The 20,215-nt window shown below is 70.5% G+C and carries 15 protein-coding genes; 6 read left to right on the top strand and 9 right to left on the bottom strand.

Going from position 1 to position 20,215, the window contains the following annotated elements; all coding sequences use genetic code 11:
* Window positions 1-22: 22 nt before the first annotated feature.
* The 3 genes from STRNI_RS32935 to metH all read right to left on the bottom strand — a co-directional run bounded on the left by STRNI_RS32935 (window position 23) and on the right by metH (window position 6,459).
* Window positions 23-1,630 carry an ABC transporter substrate-binding protein gene (locus STRNI_RS32935; protein ID WP_018087784.1) on the bottom strand — a complete coding sequence of 536 codons (1,608 nt, stop codon included), beginning with the start codon at window positions 1,628-1,630 and terminating at the stop codon, window positions 23-25.
* 361 nt (window positions 1,631-1,991) lie between these two features.
* Window positions 1,992-2,705 (bottom strand): HAD family hydrolase, encoded by a 714-nt coding sequence (locus tag STRNI_RS32930; protein ID WP_159490017.1) that lies wholly within the window; start codon window positions 2,703-2,705, stop codon window positions 1,992-1,994.
* Window positions 2,706-2,949: 244 nt separating this feature from the next.
* A complete protein-coding gene (metH, locus tag STRNI_RS32925; protein WP_159490019.1) occupies window positions 2,950-6,459 on the bottom strand; it encodes a methionine synthase in 3,510 nt (1,169 codons plus the stop codon).
* Window positions 6,460-6,720: 261 nt separating this feature from the next.
* Here metH and STRNI_RS32920 point away from each other — a divergent pair, with 261 nt between their 5' ends.
* The 6 genes from STRNI_RS32920 (at window position 6,721) to STRNI_RS32895 (ending at window position 13,671) form a co-directional block, all read left to right on the top strand.
* Window positions 6,721-7,485, top strand: a complete 765-nt coding sequence (locus STRNI_RS32920) for an IclR family transcriptional regulator (RefSeq protein WP_093647830.1) — start codon at window positions 6,721-6,723, stop codon at window positions 7,483-7,485.
* 229 nt (window positions 7,486-7,714) lie between these two features.
* Window positions 7,715-8,503, top strand: coding sequence for an MIP/aquaporin family protein (locus STRNI_RS32915; RefSeq protein WP_018087788.1), 789 nt, complete (start codon window positions 7,715-7,717; stop codon window positions 8,501-8,503).
* 49 nt (window positions 8,504-8,552) lie between these two features.
* On the top strand, window positions 8,553-10,094 hold the full coding sequence (gene glpK / locus STRNI_RS32910; RefSeq protein WP_018087789.1) for a glycerol kinase GlpK: 1,542 nt from the start codon (window positions 8,553-8,555) through the stop codon (window positions 10,092-10,094).
* A gap of 2 nt (window positions 10,095-10,096) precedes the next feature.
* Entirely contained in the window at window positions 10,097-11,701 is a 1,605-nt protein-coding gene (locus STRNI_RS32905) for a glycerol-3-phosphate dehydrogenase/oxidase (protein WP_093647831.1), read from the top strand.
* 198 nt (window positions 11,702-11,899) lie between these two features.
* On the top strand, window positions 11,900-12,940 hold the full coding sequence (locus STRNI_RS32900) for a glycoside hydrolase family 18 protein (RefSeq protein WP_266449412.1): 1,041 nt from the start codon (window positions 11,900-11,902) through the stop codon (window positions 12,938-12,940).
* A 59-nt stretch (window positions 12,941-12,999) separates the two neighbouring features.
* Entirely contained in the window at window positions 13,000-13,671 is a 672-nt protein-coding gene (locus tag STRNI_RS32895; RefSeq protein WP_018087792.1) for a FadR/GntR family transcriptional regulator, read from the top strand.
* Window positions 13,672-13,701: 30 nt separating this feature from the next.
* On the opposite strand, the gene STRNI_RS32890 is transcribed toward STRNI_RS32895, so the two are convergent.
* The 6 genes from STRNI_RS32890 to STRNI_RS32865 form a co-directional block, all read right to left on the bottom strand.
* Window positions 13,702-14,490, bottom strand: coding sequence for an SDR family NAD(P)-dependent oxidoreductase (locus STRNI_RS32890; protein WP_277412541.1), 789 nt, complete (start codon window positions 14,488-14,490; stop codon window positions 13,702-13,704).
* A gap of 158 nt (window positions 14,491-14,648) precedes the next feature.
* Window positions 14,649-15,506 (bottom strand): amidohydrolase family protein, encoded by an 858-nt coding sequence (locus STRNI_RS32885; protein ID WP_274734690.1) that lies wholly within the window; start codon window positions 15,504-15,506, stop codon window positions 14,649-14,651.
* A 24-nt stretch (window positions 15,507-15,530) separates the two neighbouring features.
* Window positions 15,531-16,532, bottom strand: a complete 1,002-nt coding sequence (locus STRNI_RS32880; protein ID WP_274734691.1) for an aldo/keto reductase — start codon at window positions 16,530-16,532, stop codon at window positions 15,531-15,533.
* Between the two features lie 8 nt (window positions 16,533-16,540).
* Window positions 16,541-17,575: an ABC transporter permease gene (locus tag STRNI_RS32875; protein ID WP_277412540.1), complete on the bottom strand. Its 1,035-nt coding sequence runs from the start codon at window positions 17,573-17,575 to the stop codon at window positions 16,541-16,543.
* On the bottom strand, window positions 17,572-19,167 hold the full coding sequence (locus tag STRNI_RS32870; RefSeq protein WP_277412539.1) for a sugar ABC transporter ATP-binding protein: 1,596 nt from the start codon (window positions 19,165-19,167) through the stop codon (window positions 17,572-17,574). The genes STRNI_RS32875 and STRNI_RS32870 overlap by 4 nt, the downstream gene beginning before the upstream one ends.
* Before the next feature lie 5 nt (window positions 19,168-19,172).
* Window positions 19,173-20,204, bottom strand: coding sequence for a sugar ABC transporter substrate-binding protein (locus tag STRNI_RS32865; protein WP_277412538.1), 1,032 nt, complete (start codon window positions 20,202-20,204; stop codon window positions 19,173-19,175).
* Window positions 20,205-20,215 lie beyond the last annotated feature (11 nt).

The raw sequence follows: 20,215 nt of genomic DNA, 5'->3' as shown, positions 1-20,215 counted from the left end.
TGCATGGGTCGCCTCCGCCGGCTCAGTCGGCGACGCCGCGGCTGAGCTCCCAGATCTGGAGGCCCGAGGCGGAGTTGAGGGCCCACTCGAGGCCCGTGATGTCATCGCGCGCTGCGACGTACTGCTTGCCCTGCCACAGCGGGAGGAGCGGTACGTCGTCGGCGAGGATGTCCTGCGCCTGCTTGAAGTCGGAGCCCGCGGCGTTGCGGTCGGACTGCTGGCGGCTGGACGGGATCAGCTGCGACTCGATCTTGCCGTTGCGGTAGGGCGAGCCGAGGAAGTTCTGCTTGCCGATGAACGGCGCGATGTAGTTGTCGGCATCCGGGATGTCGGGGAACCAGCCCATGTTGTAGACGGAGTACTTGCCGTCCAGGGCCTCGGTCCGGAACTGCTGCCAGCTGTCGACACCCTTGATGCTGACGTCGAACAGCTTGGTGTTGTTGAGCTGGCTCTGCACCGCACGGACCTCCTTGGCGGTGCTGGAGCCGTAGTGGCTCGTGGTGTACGTGAGGGTGAACTTCACCGGAGAGGTGATGTTCGCCTCCCGCAGCGTCTTGCGGGCGGCCGCGGCGCTGGGGTTCCCGTACTTGTTGAAGAAGGAGTTGATGTGGCCGGTGAGGCCCGTGGGCACCATCGAGAAGAGCGGGTCGCCGGTGTAGGAGTAGACGTTCCGCACCAGGTCCGAGCGGTTGACGATCTGCGCCATCGCCTGCCGCACGGCCTTGTTGGAGACGGCCGGGTCCTTGGTGTTGAAGGCGAGGTAGCGGATCTCCTGGCCCGGCTGCTCCTGGAGCATGATGCCCTTGTCGCGGGCGTTCTCCAGGCCCCTGACCTGGTCGGGCGACAGACCGCGGTTCATCACGTCGACGCTGCCCTTGCGCAGCGCCTTCTCCGTGGAGGCCGAGTCGTTGAAGAAGCGCATCTCGACCTTGTCGTTCTTCACCTTCACCCCGCCCTTGTAGGTGGGGTTCTTGGTGAAGACGGCCTTGGCGATGCGCTTGCCGCTGCGCTGTACCTTGAGGGTGTACGGGCCGGAGCCGACCACGTCGAAGCCACTGTAGAGGCGCCCCTTGGGGTAGACCTCGGGGTCGACGATGGACGCGGCGGGCGTGGTGAGCTTCTGCGGGAAGGTGGCGTCCGGCTTCTTGAGGTGGAAGACCACCTCGCTGTCACTGGGCGCCTCGACCTTGTCGATGCCGTCGAGCAGCGGCACCGGACCATTGGTGTTGTTGATGGTCTTCATGCGGTCGATGGAGAACTTGACGTCCTGTGCCGTCAGCGCATGCCCGTTCGAAAACTTCAGGCCGCTGCGCAGGGTGCAGCGGTACTGCTCGTTCTGGGTGTCGCGGAAGCCGCAGGACTCGGCGGCCTCGGGCACCGGAGCGGTACCGGACCGCGGCAGCCGCATCAGCGTCTGCAGGGTGCTGCGCATGACGTTCCATGCGTCGACGTCGTAGGCCTGCGACGGGTCGAGCGGAGCGGGCGCCGCCTTGGTCGCCTCGATAGGAGTGGCGACCCCCACGACGATCGGATCGACACCCTCGCCGGCACTGTCCGAGCTGCCACAGGCGGCGAGGACGGGGGCGAGGAGACCGGCCAGCGCCGGCAGCACCAGGGTCTTGCGATTCATCGTCGGCAGGTTCCTTATCAGCGCAGCAATGTTGCCCGCGTCGACATTAGTAGGAACGGCCAGCCGCGCTGAGACGCAAAGGAGTTGTCTCGATATGGCACCTGGATAACGATGCAACCTGATCGATATCCGGACGGTGGAACGATTCACACGTTGCTCCACCAATCCGGACACTTACCCCCGCGGAAACCACTCCAGAGGCCCCCTGGAACACCTGAGGAGTCCGCTGTCGACGGCCCGGCACGTGAGAAACGTCACGCGTTCAAGGATCCATGACGAAGCGGCAATTCAGTCATTGCATTCGTCACGGAAAATGAGCGGGCCGCTCCCCTCGGTTCCCGGTGCCTTTCCCGGAGCACGCTCAGTGCACGGTTCCACGGCTTTCCGTGATGAGCGTTCGGAGAAATGGCAGATCGACTTCTTCCAGTGAGCGCACGACCGTACGCCCCAGGGCGGGCGGGATCGGCGTCACCGAGGGCACCGCGACGACCGGGCAGCCCGCCGCCTCCCCCGCCGTCACACCGGTCAGGGTGTCCTCGATGACCGCACAGCACTCCGGGTCCGCCCCCAGCCGCGCGGCGGCCGTCAGATACGGGTCGGGGTGCGGTTTGGTGCGCTCCAGGTCGTCGCCCGCCAGGGTCAGCCGGAAGTTCTCCGGGCCGAGCGAGTGCAGCATCTGGTCGACGATGGCACGGTGCGAGGCGGAGACCAGCGCGGTGGGCACGCCATGGGCGGCCAGCTCGGCCAGCAGCCTGCGGGCGCCCGGCATCAGCGGGACGCCGCGTCCGATCCGGGCCAGGAAGGCCGCGTTGAGCAGCACGCTGAGCTCGGTCAGGCTGATGTCGACGCCGGTGGCCTGAATCAGATAGCCGGCGCTGCGGGTCATCGGACCACCGACCACGACCTCACGGTGTGCGTCGTCGAGGATGTGCCCGAGCTCGGCGAAGACCTCCGCCTCCGCCTCCCACCAGAAGCCCTCGGTGTCGACCAGGGTGCCGTCCAGATCGAGGAAGACGGCCTGGAGGGTCGCGGCTTCGGCCGTGCGGGTGCCGACTGCGGGGATGCTGCTGGTCATCCATCCACCTCCGTTACGACGTCCCCCAAGGGACGAAAGGGCCGGTCGCCATCCCCAGCTGGGGAAACGACCGGCCGCCACCGGACCGATAAGTGTACGACGGTACGCGCCGGAATGCGTGGTGATACAGGTCAGGGCCGTTCCGGGAGGAAACCCGGGACGGCCCTGGCATGCTCACGCAGAGTTACCCCGTGTTGCTGCCGTGACCGGAGGCAACACGGCGCCTCCGGCGGGCTTCCGCCCGCTACCGCGCGTTGAAGTACTTGGCTTCCGGGTGGTGGATGACGATGGCATCGGTGGACTGCTCGGGGTGGAGCTGGAACTCCTCGGAGAGCTCGACCCCGATCCGCTCCGGCTTCAGCAGGTCGGCGATCTTGGCGCGGTCCTCCAGGTCGGGGCAGGCACCGTAGCCCAGCGAGAAGCGCGCGCCACGGTACTTGAGCGCGAACATGTCCTCGACGTCGTCGGGGTCCTCGCCGGCGAAGCCCAGCTCGGCCCGGACCCGGGCGTGCCAGTACTCGGCGAGCGCTTCGGCCAACTGGACGGACAGGCCGTGCAGTTCGAGGTAGTCGCGGTAGGAGTTGGCCTCGAAGAGCTCGGCGGTGGCGCCGCCGATCTTCGAGCCGACGGTGACGACCTGCAGCCCGACGACATCGGTCTCACCCGACTCCTCCGGGCGGAAGTAGTCGGCCAGGCACAGCCGCCGGCCGCGGCGCTGACGGGGGAAGGTGAAGCGGGTGCGCTCGGTGCCGTCCTCGTGCAGCAGGATCAGGTCCTCGCCCTTGGACACACAGGGGAAGTAGCCGTGCACGACGGCGGCTTCCAGCAGGTTCTCGGTCTGCAGCTTGTCGAGCCAGCCGCGCAGCCGGGGGCGGCCCTCGGTCTCCACCAGCTCCTCGTACGTCGGCCCCTCGCCGGTGCGGGCCTGCTTGAGGCCCCACTGGCCCTTGAACAGCGCACCCTCGTCCAGCCAGGAGGCGTAGTCGGCCAGCTGGATGCCCTTGACGACCCGGGTGCCCCAGAACGGCGGCGCCGGGACGGGGTTGTCGATGGCCACGTCGGAGCGCACCGCGCCCTCGGGCTCCTCGACCTCCAGCACGGCGGTGTCCCGCTTGGGCACCCGGCGCTGCTTGAGCTCGGGGAGGCTGGCGCCGGGCACCCCGCGCTTGACCGCGATCAGGGCGTCCATCAGGCGCAAGCCCTCGAAGGCGTCCCGGGCGTAGCGGACCTCGCCCTCGTAGATCTCGTGCAGGTCCTGCTCGACGTAGGCACGGGTGAGGGCGGCGCCGCCCAGGATGACGGGGAAGTCGGCCGCCATCTTGCGCTGGTTGAGCTCCTCCAGGTTCTCCTTCATGATCACCGTGGACTTGACCAGGAGTCCGGACATCCCGATGACATCGGCCCGGTGCTCCTCGGCGGCTTCCAGGATCGCCGAGACCGGCTGCTTGATGCCGAGGTTGACGACGTTGTAGCCGTTGTTGGACAGGATGATGTCGACGAGGTTCTTGCCGATGTCATGGACGTCGCCGCGGACGGTGGCCAGCACGATGGTGCCCTTGCCCTCGTCGTCGGACTTCTCCATGTGCGGCTCCAGGTAGGCCACCGCGCTCTTCATGACCTCCGCGGACTGCAGCACGAACGGCAGCTGCATCTGACCGGAGCCGAACAGCTCGCCGACGACCTTCATGCCCTCCAGGAGGGTGTCGTTGACGATGCCGAGCGCGGGCCGTTCCTTCAGCGCCTCGTCGAGGTCCGCCTCCAGGCCGTTCTTCTCACCGTCGATGATGCGCCGCTGGAGGCGCTCGTCCAGGGGCAGCGCCAGGAGCTCCTCGGCCCGGCCGGCCTTCATCGACTTGGTGTTGACGCCCTCGAACAGCTCCATCAGCTTCTGCAGCGGGTCATAGCCCTCGCTGCGCCGGTCGTAGATCAGGTCGAGGGCGGCCTTGACCTGCTCCTCCTCCAGGCGCGCGATCGGCAGGATCTTGCTCGCGTGCACGATCGCCGAGTCCAGACCGGCCTTGACGCACTCGTCCAGGAACACGGAGTTCAGCACGATCCGGGCGGCCGGGTTCAGACCGAAGGAGATGTTCGACAGGCCCAGGGTGGTCTGGACGTCCGGGTGACGCTTCTTCAGCTCCCGGATCGCCTCGATGGTGGCGATGCCGTCCTTGCGGGACTCCTCCTGGCCGGTGCAGATGGTGAAGGTCAGACAGTCGATGAGGATGTCGCACTCGTGCACACCCCAGTTGCCGGTCAGATCCTCGATCAGCCGCTCGGCGATGGCGACCTTGTGCTCGACGGTGCGGGCCTGGCCCTCCTCGTCGATGGTCAGCGCGATCAGCGCCGCACCGTGCTCGGCCGCCAGCGCCGTGACCTTCGCGAACCGCGACTCGGGCCCGTCCCCGTCCTCATAGTTGACGGAGTTGATCACCGCGCGGCCGCCGAGCTTCTCCAGGCCGGCCTGGATGACGTTCAGCTCCGTGGAGTCCAGCACCACGGGCAGGGTGGAGGCGGTGGCGAAACGGCCGGCCAGCTCCTCCATGTCCGCGACGCCGTCCCGGCCGACGTAGTCGACGCACAGGTCGAGCATGTGGGCGCCCTCGCGGATCTGGTCGCGGGCCATCTCCACACAGTCGTCCCAGCGCCCCTCCAGCATCGCCTCACGGAACTTCTTCGAACCGTTGGCATTGGTCCGCTCACCGATCGCGAGGTACGAGGTGTCCTGGCGGAAGGGGACCGTCTGGTAGAGCGAGGCGGCACCCGGCTCGGGGCGCACCTGGCGCGCCGGCGGGGTGACCCCGCGGACCCGCTCGACGACCTGGCGCAGATGCTCGGGGGTGGTGCCGCAGCAGCCGCCGACCAGCGACAGGCCGTACTCGCCGACGAAGGTCTCCTGCGCGTCGGCCAGCTCGGCGGCGGTCAGCGGGTAGTGCGCGCCGTCCTTGCCCAGGACCGGCAGCCCGGCGTTGGGCATGCACGCGATCGGGACGCGGGAGTGGCGGGCCAGGTAGCGCAGATGCTCGCTCATCTCGGCCGGGCCGGTCGCGCAGTTCAGACCGATCATGTCGATGCCCAGCGGCTCCAGCGCCGTCAGCGCCGCGCCGATCTCCGAGCCCAGCAGCATGGTGCCGGTCGTCTCGACGGTGACCGAGCAGATCACCGGGAGGTCGGTGCCGGTGGCCTGCAGGGCGCGGCGGGCGCCGAGGATGGCGGCCTTGGTCTGCAGCAGGTCCTGGGTGGTCTCCACCAGCAGCGCGTCCGCACCGCCGGCGATCATGCCCTCGGCGTTCTGCTGGTAGGCGTCGCGCAGGGTGACGTACGGGGCGTGGCCCAGGGTCGGGAGCTTGGTGCCGGGGCCCATCGACCCGAGCACATAGCGCTGCTGCCCGGTCGAGGCCGTGAACTCGTCGGCGACCTCCCTGGCGATGCGCGCACCGGACTCCGACAGCTCGAAGACCCGCTCGGGGATGTCGTACTCGGCCAGTGCGGCGAAGTTCGCGCCGAAGGTGTTGGTCTCCACGCAGTCGACGCCGACCGCGAAGTACTCCTCGTGGACCGACCGCACGATGTCGGGCCGGGTGATGTTGAGGATCTCGTTGCAGCCCTCCAGCTGCTGGAAGTCCTCCATGGACGGATCCTGCGCCTGCAGCATGGTGCCCATCGCGCCGTCCGCGACCACCACCCGCGAGGCCAGGGCCTCGCGGAACGAGGCGATGCGGGACGTGCTGTCGGACGATGGCGTGTTCGAGGCCATGGAGATGCTCCCGTGGTTGCGACGGCTGTCGGCTTTGCACCCTCCTTCAGAGGGCGCACCCGGCCAGCGTAGCTGCCGGTCCGGTACACGTGTTCCCCGTTTCACGCCCTGGACAGCACCGCTCCACCCCCTTGCCTGCACGATCCGTGATCGTTGGCAGACTCCCGTGCACTCACTCAAGAAACTACAGATCGCTGACTTCAGTCGGCATGGACCGATATCGTTCAGCATTGTCGAACCGCTAACTTCGGAGGTTGCCCGATGGCACGCACCATCCAGTCGCTGGAGCGCGCCGCAGCGATGCTGCGGCTGCTCGCGGGAGGGGAACGGCGGCTGGGGCTCTCCGACATCTCCTCCTCCCTGGGACTGGCCAAGGGCACCGCCCACGGGATACTGCGCACCCTGCAGCAGGAGGGCTTCGTCGAGCAGGACGCCGCCTCCGGCCGCTATCAGCTGGGCGCGGAGCTGCTGCGGCTGGGCAACAGCTACCTGGACGTGCACGAGCTGCGCGCCCGCGCCCTCGTATGGACCGACGACCTGGCCCGCTCCAGCGGCGAGGCGGTTTACCTGGGCGTCCTGCACCAGCAGGGCGTACTGATCGTCCACCACGTCTTCCGGCCGGACGACAGCCGGCAGGTGCTGGAGGTGGGCGCGATGCAGCCGCTGCACAGCACGGCGTTGGGCAAGGTGCTCTCGGCGTACGACCCGGTGGCGCACAGCGAGATCGTCGAGGCGGACCGGGAGGCGTTCACCCCGCGCACGATGACCGGGCTGGGGGATCTCGAAGGGCTGCTGGACCTGACCCGCGCACGGGGCTGGGCGGCGGACGTGGAGGAGACCTGGGAGGGCGTGGCCTCGGTGGCCGCGCCGATCCATGACCGGCGGCGGATGCCGGTGGGTGCGGTGGGGGTCACGGGAGCGGTGGAGCGGGTGTGCCAGGACGGCGAGCTGCGGCCGGAAATCATCGCTGCTGTGAGGGATTGCGCACGCGCTGTGTCCCGGGATCTTGGTGCAGGGCGATTCTGACCGGTTTCACACCATAAGCTCACCTAAGTTTTTCGCCACGGAACCCTTGACGGGGTTCTACCGGTGAACAAAACTGCCGTTCGTCGGTCGGCATTGTCGAACACCTAACGGCAATATTCGCTATGGTGGGGCATTGCCGCGGGCCGACCACCGCCCTCTAGGAGGGCGCGGACCACCGGACGGGACCCGGGGTTCGCCTTCCCCTGGACGAAGGACAAAGGAGTCGCGGGTGTCCAGCTCCGACATCTTCATCAGCGAGACCATCGGTACCGCTGTTCTGCTGTTGCTCGGCGGTGGCGTCTGCGCCGCCGTCACGTTCAAGCGCTCCAAGGCGTTCAACGCCGGATGGGTCGCCATCGCCTTCGGGTGGGGCTTCGCCGTCCTCACGGGTGCCTATATCGCCGCGAAGTCCGGCGCACACCTCAACCCTGCGGTCACCATCGGCATCGCCATTCAGGGCGGCATCGAGTGGAGCCAGGTGCCGGTCTACCTGGCCGGCGAGATGCTCGGCGCCATGATCGGCGCGGTCCTGGTGTGGATCACCTACATGGGGCAGTTCCAGGCCCACCTGAGTGACCCCGAGGTCCTGGCGGACCACACCGGTGAAGAGGGCATGGTCGACCAGTCGGCCGCGCCGAAGGCCGGACCGGTCCTCGGCATCTTCTCCACCGGCCCGGAGATCCGGAACGTGGCGCAGAACCTGCTCACCGAGATCATCGCCACCGTCGTGCTCGTGCTGTCGATCCTCACCCTCGGGCTGAGCGACAACGGCAAGGGCGTCGGCGTCATCGGCACGCTGCTGGTCGCGCTGGTCGTCACCGGCATCGGTCTGTCGCTGGGCGGTCCGACCGGGTACGCCATCAACCCGGTCCGTGACCTCGGTCCGCGCATCGTGCACGCACTTCTGCCGCTGCGGAACAAGGGCGGTTCAGACTGGGGCTACGCCTGGATCCCGGTCGTCGGCCCGCTGATCGGCGGAGCCATCGCCGGGGGCATCTACCAGGTGGCGTTCGCCTGAGCCGCCTGACCGCCCCGACTCCGCCCGCACAGACTTCTTGGAGCAACCCATGAGCGACACCCCCAGCACCTCCTCGCACGGCCACGGCCCGTTCATCGCGGCCATCGACCAGGGCACCACGTCCAGCCGCTGCATCGTCTTCGACAAGGACGGCCGGATCGTCTCGGTCGACCAGAAGGAGCACGAGCAGATCTTCCCGAAGCCGGGCTGGGTGGAGCACGACGCCACCGAGATCTGGACCAACGTCCAGCAGGTCGTCGACAGCGCCGTGCACAAGGCCGGGCTCACCGCCGCCGACGTCAAGGCGATCGGTATCACCAACCAGCGCGAGACCACCGTGCTGTGGGACCGCACCACCGGTGAGCCGGTCCACAACGCCATCGTCTGGCAGGACACCCGTACCGACGCGCTCTGCAAGGAGCTCGGCCGCAACGTCGGCCAGGACCGCTTCCGCCGCGAGACCGGCCTGCCGCTGGCCTCCTACTTCGCCGGCCCGAAGATCCGCTGGCTGCTCGACAACGTCGAGGGCCTGCGCGAGCGCGCCGAGCGCGGCGACATCCTCTTCGGCACGATGGATTCCTGGGTCATCTGGAACCTCACCGGCGGCGTCGACGGCGGCGTGCACGTCACCGACGTCACCAACGCCTCGCGCACCATGCTGATGAACCTCCACCGCCTGGAGTGGGACCCGAAGATCCTCACGTCGATGGAGATCCCGGCGGCCGTGCTGCCGGAGATCAAGTCGTCCGCCGAGGTCTACGGCCGCACCACCAGCGGTGTGCTGGCCGGTGTCCCGGTCGCCTCGGCGCTCGGTGACCAGCAGGCCGCGCTGTTCGGCCAGACCTGCTTCGAGCAGGGCGAGGCCAAGTCCACGTACGGCACCGGCACCTTCATGCTGATGAACACCGGCCACGAGCCGGTCAACTCCTACAACGGGCTGCTGACCACGGTCGGCTACCGCATCGGCGACCAGCAGCCGGTCTACGCCCTGGAAGGCTCCATCGCCGTCACCGGCTCGCTCGTCCAGTGGATGCGCGACCAGATGGGGCTCATCAACAGCGCGGCCGAGATCGAGACCCTGGCCAGCACGGTCGAGGACAACGGCGGCGCGTACTTCGTGCCGGCCTTCTCCGGCCTGTTCGCCCCTTACTGGCGCTCGGACGCGCGCGGTGTCATCGCGGGCCTGACCCGCTATGTCACCAAGGCGCACATCGCGCGCGCCGTACTTGAGGCCACCGCCTGGCAGACCCGCGAGATCACCGACGCCATGACCAAGGACTCCGGTGTCGAGCTGACCGCGCTCAAGGTCGACGGCGGGATGACCTCCAACAACCTGCTGATGCAGACCATCTCGGACTTCCTGGACGCCCCTGTGGTGCGCCCGATGGTCGCCGAGACGACCTGCCTCGGCGCTGCCTACGCGGCCGGACTGGCCGTCGGCTTCTGGTCCAGCACCGACGAGCTGCGCGCCAACTGGCGCCGGGCCGCCGAGTGGACCCCCCGGATGGATGCGGCCACCCGTGACCGCGAGTACAAGAGCTGGCTCAAGGCCGTCGAGCGGACCATGGGCTGGATCGAGGACGAGGAGTAAACATGAGCACCCTGCAGAGCGTCCCGGCACTCGGGACGCACCCGGCCAGTGGTTCGCACGCGAGCCGTGCCGAGACCCGGGAGCAGCTTTCCAAGGCGACGTACGACCTCCTGGTGATCGGCGGCGGCATCCTGGGCATCTCCACCGCCTGGCACGCCGCACAGGCCGGGCTGCGGGTTGCCCTGGTGGACGCCGGTGACTTCGCCGGCGCCACCTCCTCCGCCTCCTCCAAGCTGCTGCACGGCGGCCTGCGTTACCTGCAGACCGGCGCGGTCAAGCTCGTGGCGGAGAACCACTTCGAGCGGCGTGCGGTCTCCCGCCAGGTGGCACCGCACCTCGCCAACCCCCTGACCTTCTACCTGCCCGTCTACAAGGGCGGCCCGCACGGCGCGGCCAAGCTCGGCGCGGGTGTCTTCGCCTACTCCGCGCTGTCCGCGTTCGGCGACGGCGTCGGCCATGTCATATCCCCGGCCAAGGCGCAGCGCGACGTTCCGGAGCTGCGGACGGACAACCTCAAGGCCGTTGCCGTGTACGGCGACGACCAGATGAACGACTCCCGGATGGCCCTGATGACCGTCCGCGCGGCGGCCGCGGCCGGCGCCACGGTCCTCAACCACGCCGAGGTCACCGGTCTGCGCTTCACCCAGGGACGGGTCACCGGCGCGGAGCTCAAGGACCGGATGGAGGGCGAGGAGTTCGGCGTCAACGCCCGCCTGGTGCTCAACGCCACCGGCCCGTGGGTGGACCACCTGCGCAAGATGGAGGACGCGAACGCGGCCCCCTCCATCCGGCTGTCGAAGGGCGCCCACCTGGTCCTGAAGCGGACCGCGCCCTGGAAGGCCGCGCTGGCCACCCCGATCGACAAGTACCGCATCACCTTCGCCCTCCCCTGGGAGGACATGCTGCTGCTGGGCACCACGGACGAGGAGTTCGAGGGTGACCCGGCGGATGTCTCGGTCACCGAGAAGGACACCGCCCAGATCCTGGACGAGGCCGCCTTCTCCATCCGCGACCAGCAGCTGTCCCGCGATCTGATCACCTACTCCTTCGCGGGTCTGCGGGTGCTGCCCGGCGGCCCCGGCGACACCTCCAAGGCCAAGCGCGAGACGGTCGTCACCGAGGGCAGCGGCGGCATGCTGTCGGTCGCCGGCGGCAAGTGGACGACCTTCCGCCACATCGGCCGTACGGTCATGAACAAGCTGGCCGCGCTGCCCGGCCACCCGCTGGCCGAGGACATGGAGCCGATCGCGCATCTGCCGAAGAAGCTCCCGCTGCCCGGTATCGCCAACCCGAACGCGGTCGCGCACCGGCTGCTCGTCGACGGCGGTACGCCCGGCCCGCGGATGGCCCCGGAGACCGCGCGGCACCTCGCCACCCACTACGGCTCGCTGTCCTTCGACATCGCCCGGCTGGCGAACGAGAACCCGGCGCTGGCCGAGCGCATCCACCCCGACGCCCCGGAGATCTGGGCGCAGGTCGCCTACGCCCGCGACCACGAGTGGGCCGAGACGGTCGACGATGTGCTGCGCCGCCGTACGACCCTGATGATCCGGGGCCTCGACTCGGAGGACGTCCGGACCAAGGTCAAGGACATGCTGGCGGAGTGACGCCGGCGGACCACGGCTGAGAACGGCTGAACAGCTGACGGCACGCCAGGGCGCGTGCAGCGAGTGACGATGGGGCGGTCCACGGGGCCGCCCCATCGCCGTGTCGGGAGGGGCGGAGCCGGGCGGGGCGGCCGTCGGCGGTCACTGTCAGTGGCGGCTGCGATGATGTGGACCGGAACGCATCAACGGGGGGTGACGATGGCGCGGCCACGATGGCGGCGGGTGGTGAAGTGGGCGGCCTGGACGGTCGCCGTGCTGATCGTGCTGCCGGTGACACTGGCGGGGACGGCGCTGCGCGCCCAGTACGCGGGCGAGGCGGCTCCGCAGGCCACGACCCGCGGGCGCGACGCGCTCTGGCTCGGCCATGCCTGGGTGGACGGCCGGCGGGACGCCTCCGACGTCGCGGCGCTGCGCCGGCGTCTCCAGGGCTCCGGCATCCGTGATCTGTACGTCCACGCCGGGCCGTTGGAGCACGACGGCACCCTGCCGCCGGCCCGCGCGGCCTACCCGCGGGCCCGTTGGCTGCTCTCCGCGCTGCACCGCGCGCTGCCGTCGGTGCGGGTGCACGCCTGGCTGGGCGACCGGCTGGTGTACGCGCCGGGTGAGCGGGGCGGGCTCCGGCTGTCGGACGCCTCGGCCCGTGCGGCGATCGTGGCCAGTGCCCGTCAGGTGCTGGCGGCCGGGTTCGCCGGCGTGCATCTCGATCTGGAGCCGCTGCACTCCGGCAACACCGACTATCTGCGGCTGCTGGACCGGCTCGGGCCCGCGGTCCGGGGCCGGGGAGCGGTGCTGTCCGTCGCGGTCCACCAGATCGATCCGCTGCCCGGACTGCACACGGTCAGCGGGGCGCTGACGGGCCACCGCAAGTGGATATCCCAGCGGTTCTTCGGTCAGGTGGCGCGCCGGGTCGACCAGATCGCGCTGATGTCGTACGACACCGGACTGCCGGCCGAGAGCCTCTACGGCGGCTATGTGGCGCAGCAGACCCGGCTGGCGCTGGCGGCGACGGGGCCGCACACCGATCTGCTGATGGGGCTGCCGTTCTTCCACACCGAGAGCGTCGGCCATCACGCCTCGGCGGAGACGGTGCGGGCCGCGGTCCGGGGCATACGTCTGGGGCTGACCCGTGAGGACCCGGGCCGCCGGCGGTTCGGAACGGCGCTGTATGTCGACTTCGCCGCCACGGAGGAGGACTGGGCCGCGTACGGGAGCGGCTGGGGCCGCCGTGACCGGTCATAATGAGCCGAGACATCGGATGTCTGGGACGGTATCCGGGCGGGTCCAGCGGGGAGGTCGGCATGGCGGTCACCGACGAGGCCATCGAGAAGATCAAGGGCATGATCGTCTCCGGGGCGCTGCGGCCGGGCGACCGGCTGCCGAAGGAGAGCGAGCTGGCTTCCGAGCTCGGACTGTCCCGCAACTCACTGCGCGAGGCGGTGCGCGCGCTCTCCCTCATCCGCATCCTGGATGTGCGCCAGGGCGACGGCACCTATGTCACCAGCCTCGATCCGCAACTCCTGCTGGAGGCGATGAGTTTCGTGGTGGACTTCCACCGCGACGACACGGTGCTGGAGTTCCTCGCCGTCCGCCGGATCCTGGAGCCGGCCGCCACGGCGATGGCGGCCGGCCGGATAGGCCTGGAGGAACTCGACGCCCTGGAGGCCCAGTTGAACGCGCTGGGGCCGAGCCCCTCGGTCGAGGATCTGGTCGCCTGTGATCTGGAGTTCCACCGCGGGATCGTCGCGGCGTCCGGCAACTCCGTGCTCTGCTCGCTGCTGGAGGGGCTGTCCGGGCCGACCACCCGGGCCAGGGTCTGGCGGGGACTGACCCAGAAGGATGCGGTGGCCCGCACCCTCACCGAGCACCGGGCGATCCTCGGCGCGCTGCGCGACCGGGACGCGGAGGCGGCGCGGGCCTGGGCGACGGTGCACATCGCGAGCGTGGAGCAGTGGCTGCGCGCCTCGCTGTGAGACCGGCCGGCACCGCCGCCGCGCCCTGGGTCAGACCGCGAAGCCTCCGTCCACGGCGATCGAGGCGCCCGTGATGTACCGCCCGCCGTCGCCCGCCAGATGGGCCACGGTCGCCGCGACGTCCGAGGCCCGGCCGTACGCCCCCAGCGCGGTGAACCCGGCCTGCATCGCCGCGCTCTCGCCGTCGGCGGGGTTCATATCGGTGTCGATGGGGCCCGGGTGCACGAGGTTGGCGGTGATGCCGCGCGGCCCCAGTTCCCTGGCCAGGGTCTTGGTCAGGCCGGTGAGCGCGGCCTTGCTGGTGGCGTAGAGGGTGCCGCCGGGGAAGGCCACCCGCTCGGCCATACAGCTGCCGATGGAGATGATCCGGCCGCCCTCGGTCAGATGCGCGGCCGCGGCCTGCGCCGCCAGGAACGGCGCCCGGACGTTGGTCCCCAGGACCCGGTCGACATCGTCGAGGGAGATCCCCTCGAACGGTCCGATCACACCGACGCCGGCGTTGTTCACCAGGATGTCCAGCCGCCCGAAGCGGTCGACGGTGCCGGCCACCGAGGCCCACACCGCTTCCGCGTCCCCGCAGTCGGCCCGGACGGCCCAGGCCTGTCCGCCTGCCCGCTCGATCTCCTTGACGACCTGTTCGGCCCGGTCCTGCCCGTTCCGGTAGGTCAGGGCCACCGCCGCCCCGTCGGCGGCCAGCCGCAGCGCGATCGCCCGGCCGATCCCCCGGCTCCCGCCGGTCACCAGGGCCGCCTTGCCGGTGAGCGGCCGGGTGCCGTCCCCCGCCTCCGTCGTCGCCGCCGTCGTCGCCGTCGCCGTCATCGTCATCACCTTCGTATCGAGTCGTCCGTGGCCGGGCGCAGCCGTGCGGAATCCACGGGATGGCGCGGGTGCGTCACCGGGTCGCGGGGGCTTTCCCGCGGTACGACTAGATCCTCCGGCGCGGCGGGGGCCTGGGCTGGCGGAATCCGGACGCCACGTCAGCGGCCCGGGAGCGCGGGTGCCGGCGGCGTCCCGATCCCGTAGACCCGCCCGGCCGTTCCCCCGAAGACGTCCGACCGCTCCGCAGCCGCGAGCTGCCCGGTGGCCGCCTCCGCGAGCGCCACGACGTCCTCGTAGCCGGCGGCCAGGGTGCACACCGGCCAGTCGGAGCCGAACATCATCCGGCCGGGGCCGAAGGCGTCCAGGACGTGCCGGGCGTAGGGCAGGATCTGCTGCGGCCGCCAGGCTTCCCGGTCCGCCTCGGTGACCAGCCCGGACAGCTTGCAGCTGACGTTCGGGAGCGCGGCGAGGGCGGTGACGGCGTCCGCCCACGGCTGCCACTCCCCCGTGACGACCGGCGGTTTGCCGGCATGGTCCAGCACAAAGGCAAGCTGGGGCAGGGCGCGTACCGCGGTGTGTGCGGCGGGCAGTTCGCGCGGGGTGACCAGCAGGTCGTAGACCAGCCCGGCGCCGGCCAGGGCGCCCAGGCCGCGCAGCACGTCCGGGCGGGTGAGCCAGTCGGGGTCCGGTTCGTCCTGCACCTGGTGGCGGATGCCGACCAGACCGGCGGGCAGCGCCGCGAGGACCTCGGCGAGCGCCGGGTCGCGGAGGTCGGCCCAGCCGACGACACCGGCGACCGGGCCGTCCCCCACCGCGAGGGCGAGGAGTTCGGCGGTCTCCTCGTACGAGGACGACGACTGGACGAGGACCGTGCCGTCGATGCCGTGCTCGGCCAGATGAGGAGTGAGGTCGGACAGCGCGTAGCCGCGGCGGATCGGATCGGCCCAGGGCCCGTCCATCCAGGGCTGTTCCCGCCGGCTGAGGTCCCACAGGTGGTGATGGGCGTCGATACGCATCAGGGGCGCGCTCCGGGGTCGGGCTCAGTCGTTCAGGGGCAGCGGCAGATCGGGGTCGAGCAGGCCGCGGGCGACGAGCGTATGCCACAGCTCGTCCGGGATCTGCTGGGTGAACAGCCTCGCGTTCTCGGCCATCTCCTCCGGTGTGGCGGCGCCGACAACGGCCGCGGCGATGGCAGGGTGTCCGAAAGGGAAGCGGAGCGCCGCCGCTTTGAGGGGGATATTGAACTCTGCGCAGCAGGCGGCAAGTTGACGCGCGCGGTCGAGCAACGGGGCCGGGGCCGGGGCGTAGTTGTAGGGCGCTCCGAGTGAGGGGTCGGCCAGCAGGCCGGAGTTGTAGACGCCGCCGACGACCACCGAGGTGCCGCGGCGGGCGCAGACCGGCAGCAGATCACCGGCGGCGGTGCGCTCCAGCAGGGTCCAGCGGCCGGCGCAGAGCACCACGTCGGCATCGAGGTCGGCGACCAGACGGGCCAGCGGAGCGCTGTGGTTCATCCCGAATCCGATGGCCCGGACCACCCCCTGTGCGCGCAGCTCCGCAAGGGCCGGGAAGCCCGTCTCGTACACCTCGCGCAGCTGGTCCTCGACGTCGTGCAGATAGACGATGTCGACGGCGTCCACCCCGAGCCGCGTCAGGGACGCGTCGAGGGTGGCGCGGATGCCGTCGCGGGAGAGGTCCCGTACGCGGGCCCGCGCGGGGGTGTCCACGAAGCCCTCGCCCGCCGCGCGTTCCCCCGGGGCGAGCGGGCGCAGCCGGCGGCCGACCTTGGTGGAGAGGGTGTAGGAGGCGCGGTCGTGGCCGCGCAGCGCCCGGCCGAGGCGCTCCTCGGACAGGCCCACGCCGTAGTGGGGTGCGGTGTCGAAGTAGCCGGCGCCGGTGGCGAGGGCGGTGTGGACGACCTCGCGGGCCTGCTCCTCCGGGACGGCGCGGTAGAGGTTGCCGAGCGGTGCACAGCCCAGCCCCAGGGGCGGGACGGTGACACCGGTACGTCCCAACTCCCGTGGCCCGTAAGGGGGATAGCGCATGGCGGGCCTCAGTCCTGCTTCTCGCCGCTGGTGAAGCGGGAGATGACCAGCGCGACGATGATGATCACGCCGTTGAGGAACTGCGTCCACAGTGGTGGCACCCCGCCCAGCGTCATCACATTGATCACGAGCTGGAGCGTGAGGACGCCGGTGAGCGCGCCGAAGAGGGTGCCCCGGCCGCCCTTGAGGCCGATCCCGCCGATCACCGCGGCGGCGAAGACCTGGAAGATCCAGCCGTTGCCCTGGCTCGCGGAGACCGCGCCGTAGTGGCCGGTGTAGAGGATCCCCGCAAAGGCGGCGAGCACCCCGCCGAGGGCCAGCACGATCCAGGTGAGCCGGTCCACCCGGATGCCGGCCGCGCGGGCCGCCTCCGGGTTGCCGCCGATGGCGTACAGCGCCCGCCCGTGCCGGAGGTAGCCGAGGGCCGCGCCGCCGAGCGCGAAGAGGGCGAGGCAGATCCAGACGGCGGCCGGTACGCCCAGCCAGTCGGCCTTGCCCAGATAGGCGAAGGACTCCGGCACATTGCCGATGGACCGGCCCTCGGAGATGCCCACTTGCAGGCCGCGGAGCATGGTGAGCATGCCGAGGGTGGCGATGAAGCCGTTGACCCGCAGGGTGAGGATGAGGAAGCCGTTGGCGGCGCCGACCGCCGCGCCCACGGCCAGGCAGAGCGGGATCGCCGTCCAGGCGGGGAAGAGCTCCAGCCCGGCGAAGCGGGCGCCGTCCGCGGGCATCACCAGCCACAGGGCGAGCACCGGCGCCAGGCCGATGGTCGACTCCAGCGACAGATCCATCCGCCCGCTGATGAGGATCAGCGCCTCGCCGAGCACCAGCAGGCCCAGCTCGGTGGACTGCTGGATGACGCCGATGAGGTTGTCCTGGGTGAGGAACGCGGGCGACACGATGAAGCCGATGACGCCCAGCACGAAGATCACCGGCACCAGGGAGAAGTCCCGCCAGCGGGCCGGCTCGATCCGGGGCCGGCGGCGCGGCGGCGGCCGGTCCACCGCGTCGGTGGCCGGCGGCGATGCGGTCTCGGTCATGACGCGGTCCCTTCCGTTCCTTCCCTGCCCGGTGAGTCCGGTGCGGCGTCCCGGCCGCCGCCGGTGCCGGGCGGCTGGTGCTGACCGCGGCCGCCGGCGGCCATCCCCTCCATCGCGGCGACCAGTTCGTGGTCGCGCCAGCCGGCCGGGAATTCGGCGGTCACCCGGCCGTGGAAGACCGCCAGCACCCGGTCGCAGACCCGGAGGTCGTCCAGCTCGTCGGAGACGATCACGGCGCCGCTGCCGCCGTCCGCGACCTCCCGTACGACGCCCAGCAGCGCGTCCTTGGACTTGACGTCGACGCCGTTGGTGGGCCGGATGGCGACCAGCACCGCGGGCTCACGGGCCAGCGCACGGGCGATCACGACCTTCTGCTGGTTGCCGCCGGAGAGCCCGGACACCGGCTGGCCGGGCCCGGTCGCCTTGATGTCGAGGGCCTCGATCATCCGCCGGGCGAACGCGCGGGTCCGGGAGGGCAGTACGGTGCCCATCGGCCCGAGCCGGCCGGTGACGGTGAGGGTGGCGTTCTCGGCGACGCTGCGGTGCGGGATCAGCCCCTCGCGGTGCCGGTCCTCGGGGACATAGCCGATGCCCGCGTCGAGGGCGTGCGGGACGCTGCCCGTACGGACCGGGCGCCCGCGCACCGCGATCCGTCCGGCGTCCGGCGTCCGCAGCCCCACCAGGGTCTCGCCGATCGCGGTGCTCCCGCCGGCCGTGGCGCCCGCGAGCCCCACCACTTCACCGGCCCGTACGGTCAGGTCGAGCGGCGCGAAGTGCCCGTCCACGGCCAGGGCCTCGGTCCGCAGCACCGGCTCGCCCGCCCGGCGCACGCCCGGCCGCGGCTGCCGTACGGCGGCCGGCTCCTCCCCCGTCATCGCCGCCACCAGCGCGTCCTTGGCCAGCCCCGGCACGGGCGCGGTCAGCACATGCCGGGCGTCACGGAAGACGGTGACGGTGTCGCAGAGCTCGTGGACCTCCTGCAGATGGTGCGAGATGAACAGGAAGGCCACGCCCTGGGCGCGCAGCGCGCGCAGCTTGGCGAAGAGCCGGTCGATGCCGCCCGCGTCGAGCCGGGCGGTGGGCTCGTCGAGGATGATCAGCCGGGCGCCGAAGGACAGCGCGCGGGCGATCTCCACGAACTGCCGCTGTTCGACGCCGAGATCCCGGATCCGGGCGGCGGTGTCGACCTCGACGCCGTACTCGGCGAGCAGTTCGCGGGCGCGGGTGTGCAGCGCCCGCCAGCGGATGGTGCGCGCGCCCTGGAAGCGGCCCAGGTAGAGGTTCTCCGCGACGGTCAGCTCCGGCACGGTCATCGACTTCTGGTAGACGCAGGCGACCCTGCGCTGCCAGGCGGCGGTGTCGCCCCAGCCGGGCGCCGGTTCCCCACCGAAGGTGACCCGGCCGGCGTCCGGGCGTTCCATACCGGTCAGCACGGACACCAGGGTGGATTTGCCGGCCCCGTTGCGGCCGACGAGGGCATGCGCCTCACCGGGCCGTACGGTCAGCCGGGCGCCGTCGAGGGCGACGGTGGGCCCGTAGCGTTTGACGATCCCCTCGGCGTGCACCGCCGCCGCCCGGTCGTGGGTCTCCACGGCCGCTACTTCTTCTTTTCCAGCTGATTGGCCCACAGCTTCTTGTCGTCCACGGTGTCCTTGGTGACCAGGGGCGCCGGCAGCTGGTCCTCCAGACCGTTCTTGATCTTCACGATGGTGGAGCCGTGATCGGTCGGCCCCGGCTTGAAGGTCTTGCCGTCCAGGCCGGCCTTGGCGTAGTGGAGCGCGTACTTGGCGTAGAGGTCGGCGGGCTGGGAGAGGGTGGCGTCGATCTTCCCGACCCGGATCGCGTCCAGTTCGTCCGGGATGCCGTCGTTGGAGATGATGGTGATGTGCCCGTCGGAGCCGGCCGGCCGGAGCAGCTTCTTCTGCTCCAGGAGGGCGAGCGTCGGCTGCAGGAAGGCGCCGCCGGCCTGCATGTAGATGCCGTTGAGGTCCGGATGCTGGGCGAGCAGGCTCTGCAGCTTGGCGGAGGCGACCTCGCCCTTCCAGTCCGTGGCCAGCTCATGCACGGTGATCTTCGGGAACTTCCGCTTCATACAGGCCGCGAACGCCTCGGAGCGGTCCCGTCCGTTGACCGAGCTGAGATCACCCTGGAGTTCGGCCACCCGCCCCTTGCCGCCCAACTGCCGGCCGAGGTATTCGCAGGACTTCTCCCCGTAGGCGCGGTTGTCGGCGCGTACGACCATGTAGACCTTGCCCTCGTCGGGGCGGGTGTCCACGCTCACCACCGGGATCTTCTTCTCCGCCAGGCGCTGCAGCTCGGCGGAGATGGCGCCGGTGTCCTGCGGTGCCATCACGATCGCTCCGGCGCCCTGGTCGGTCAGCGCCTGCACATTGGAGACGACCTTGGCGATGTCGTTCTGCGAGTTGGACAGCGGCAGCGCTGCCGGGCCGCCGTCGTCCAGGTCCTTCTCCAGGTACTGCTGGTAGGAGTTCCAGAAGTCGGTGTCCGTACGGGGCATATCGATGCCGATCCTGCCGCCCGCGGTGTCACTGCCGCGGTTGCAGCCGGTGAGCGCGGCGAGGGCGAGCACCGCGGCACAGGCCGCCGCGCCGGTCGTACGCAATCTCATGGGTGGTCCCT

Origin of the sequence: Streptomyces nigrescens (assembly GCF_027626975.1) — a bacterium.
GTDB classification, from domain to species: domain Bacteria; phylum Actinomycetota; class Actinomycetes; order Streptomycetales; family Streptomycetaceae; genus Streptomyces; species Streptomyces nigrescens.
The sequence above is the reverse complement of the archived record's forward strand: the minus strand, read 5'-3'. Positions and strand labels throughout refer to the sequence as shown.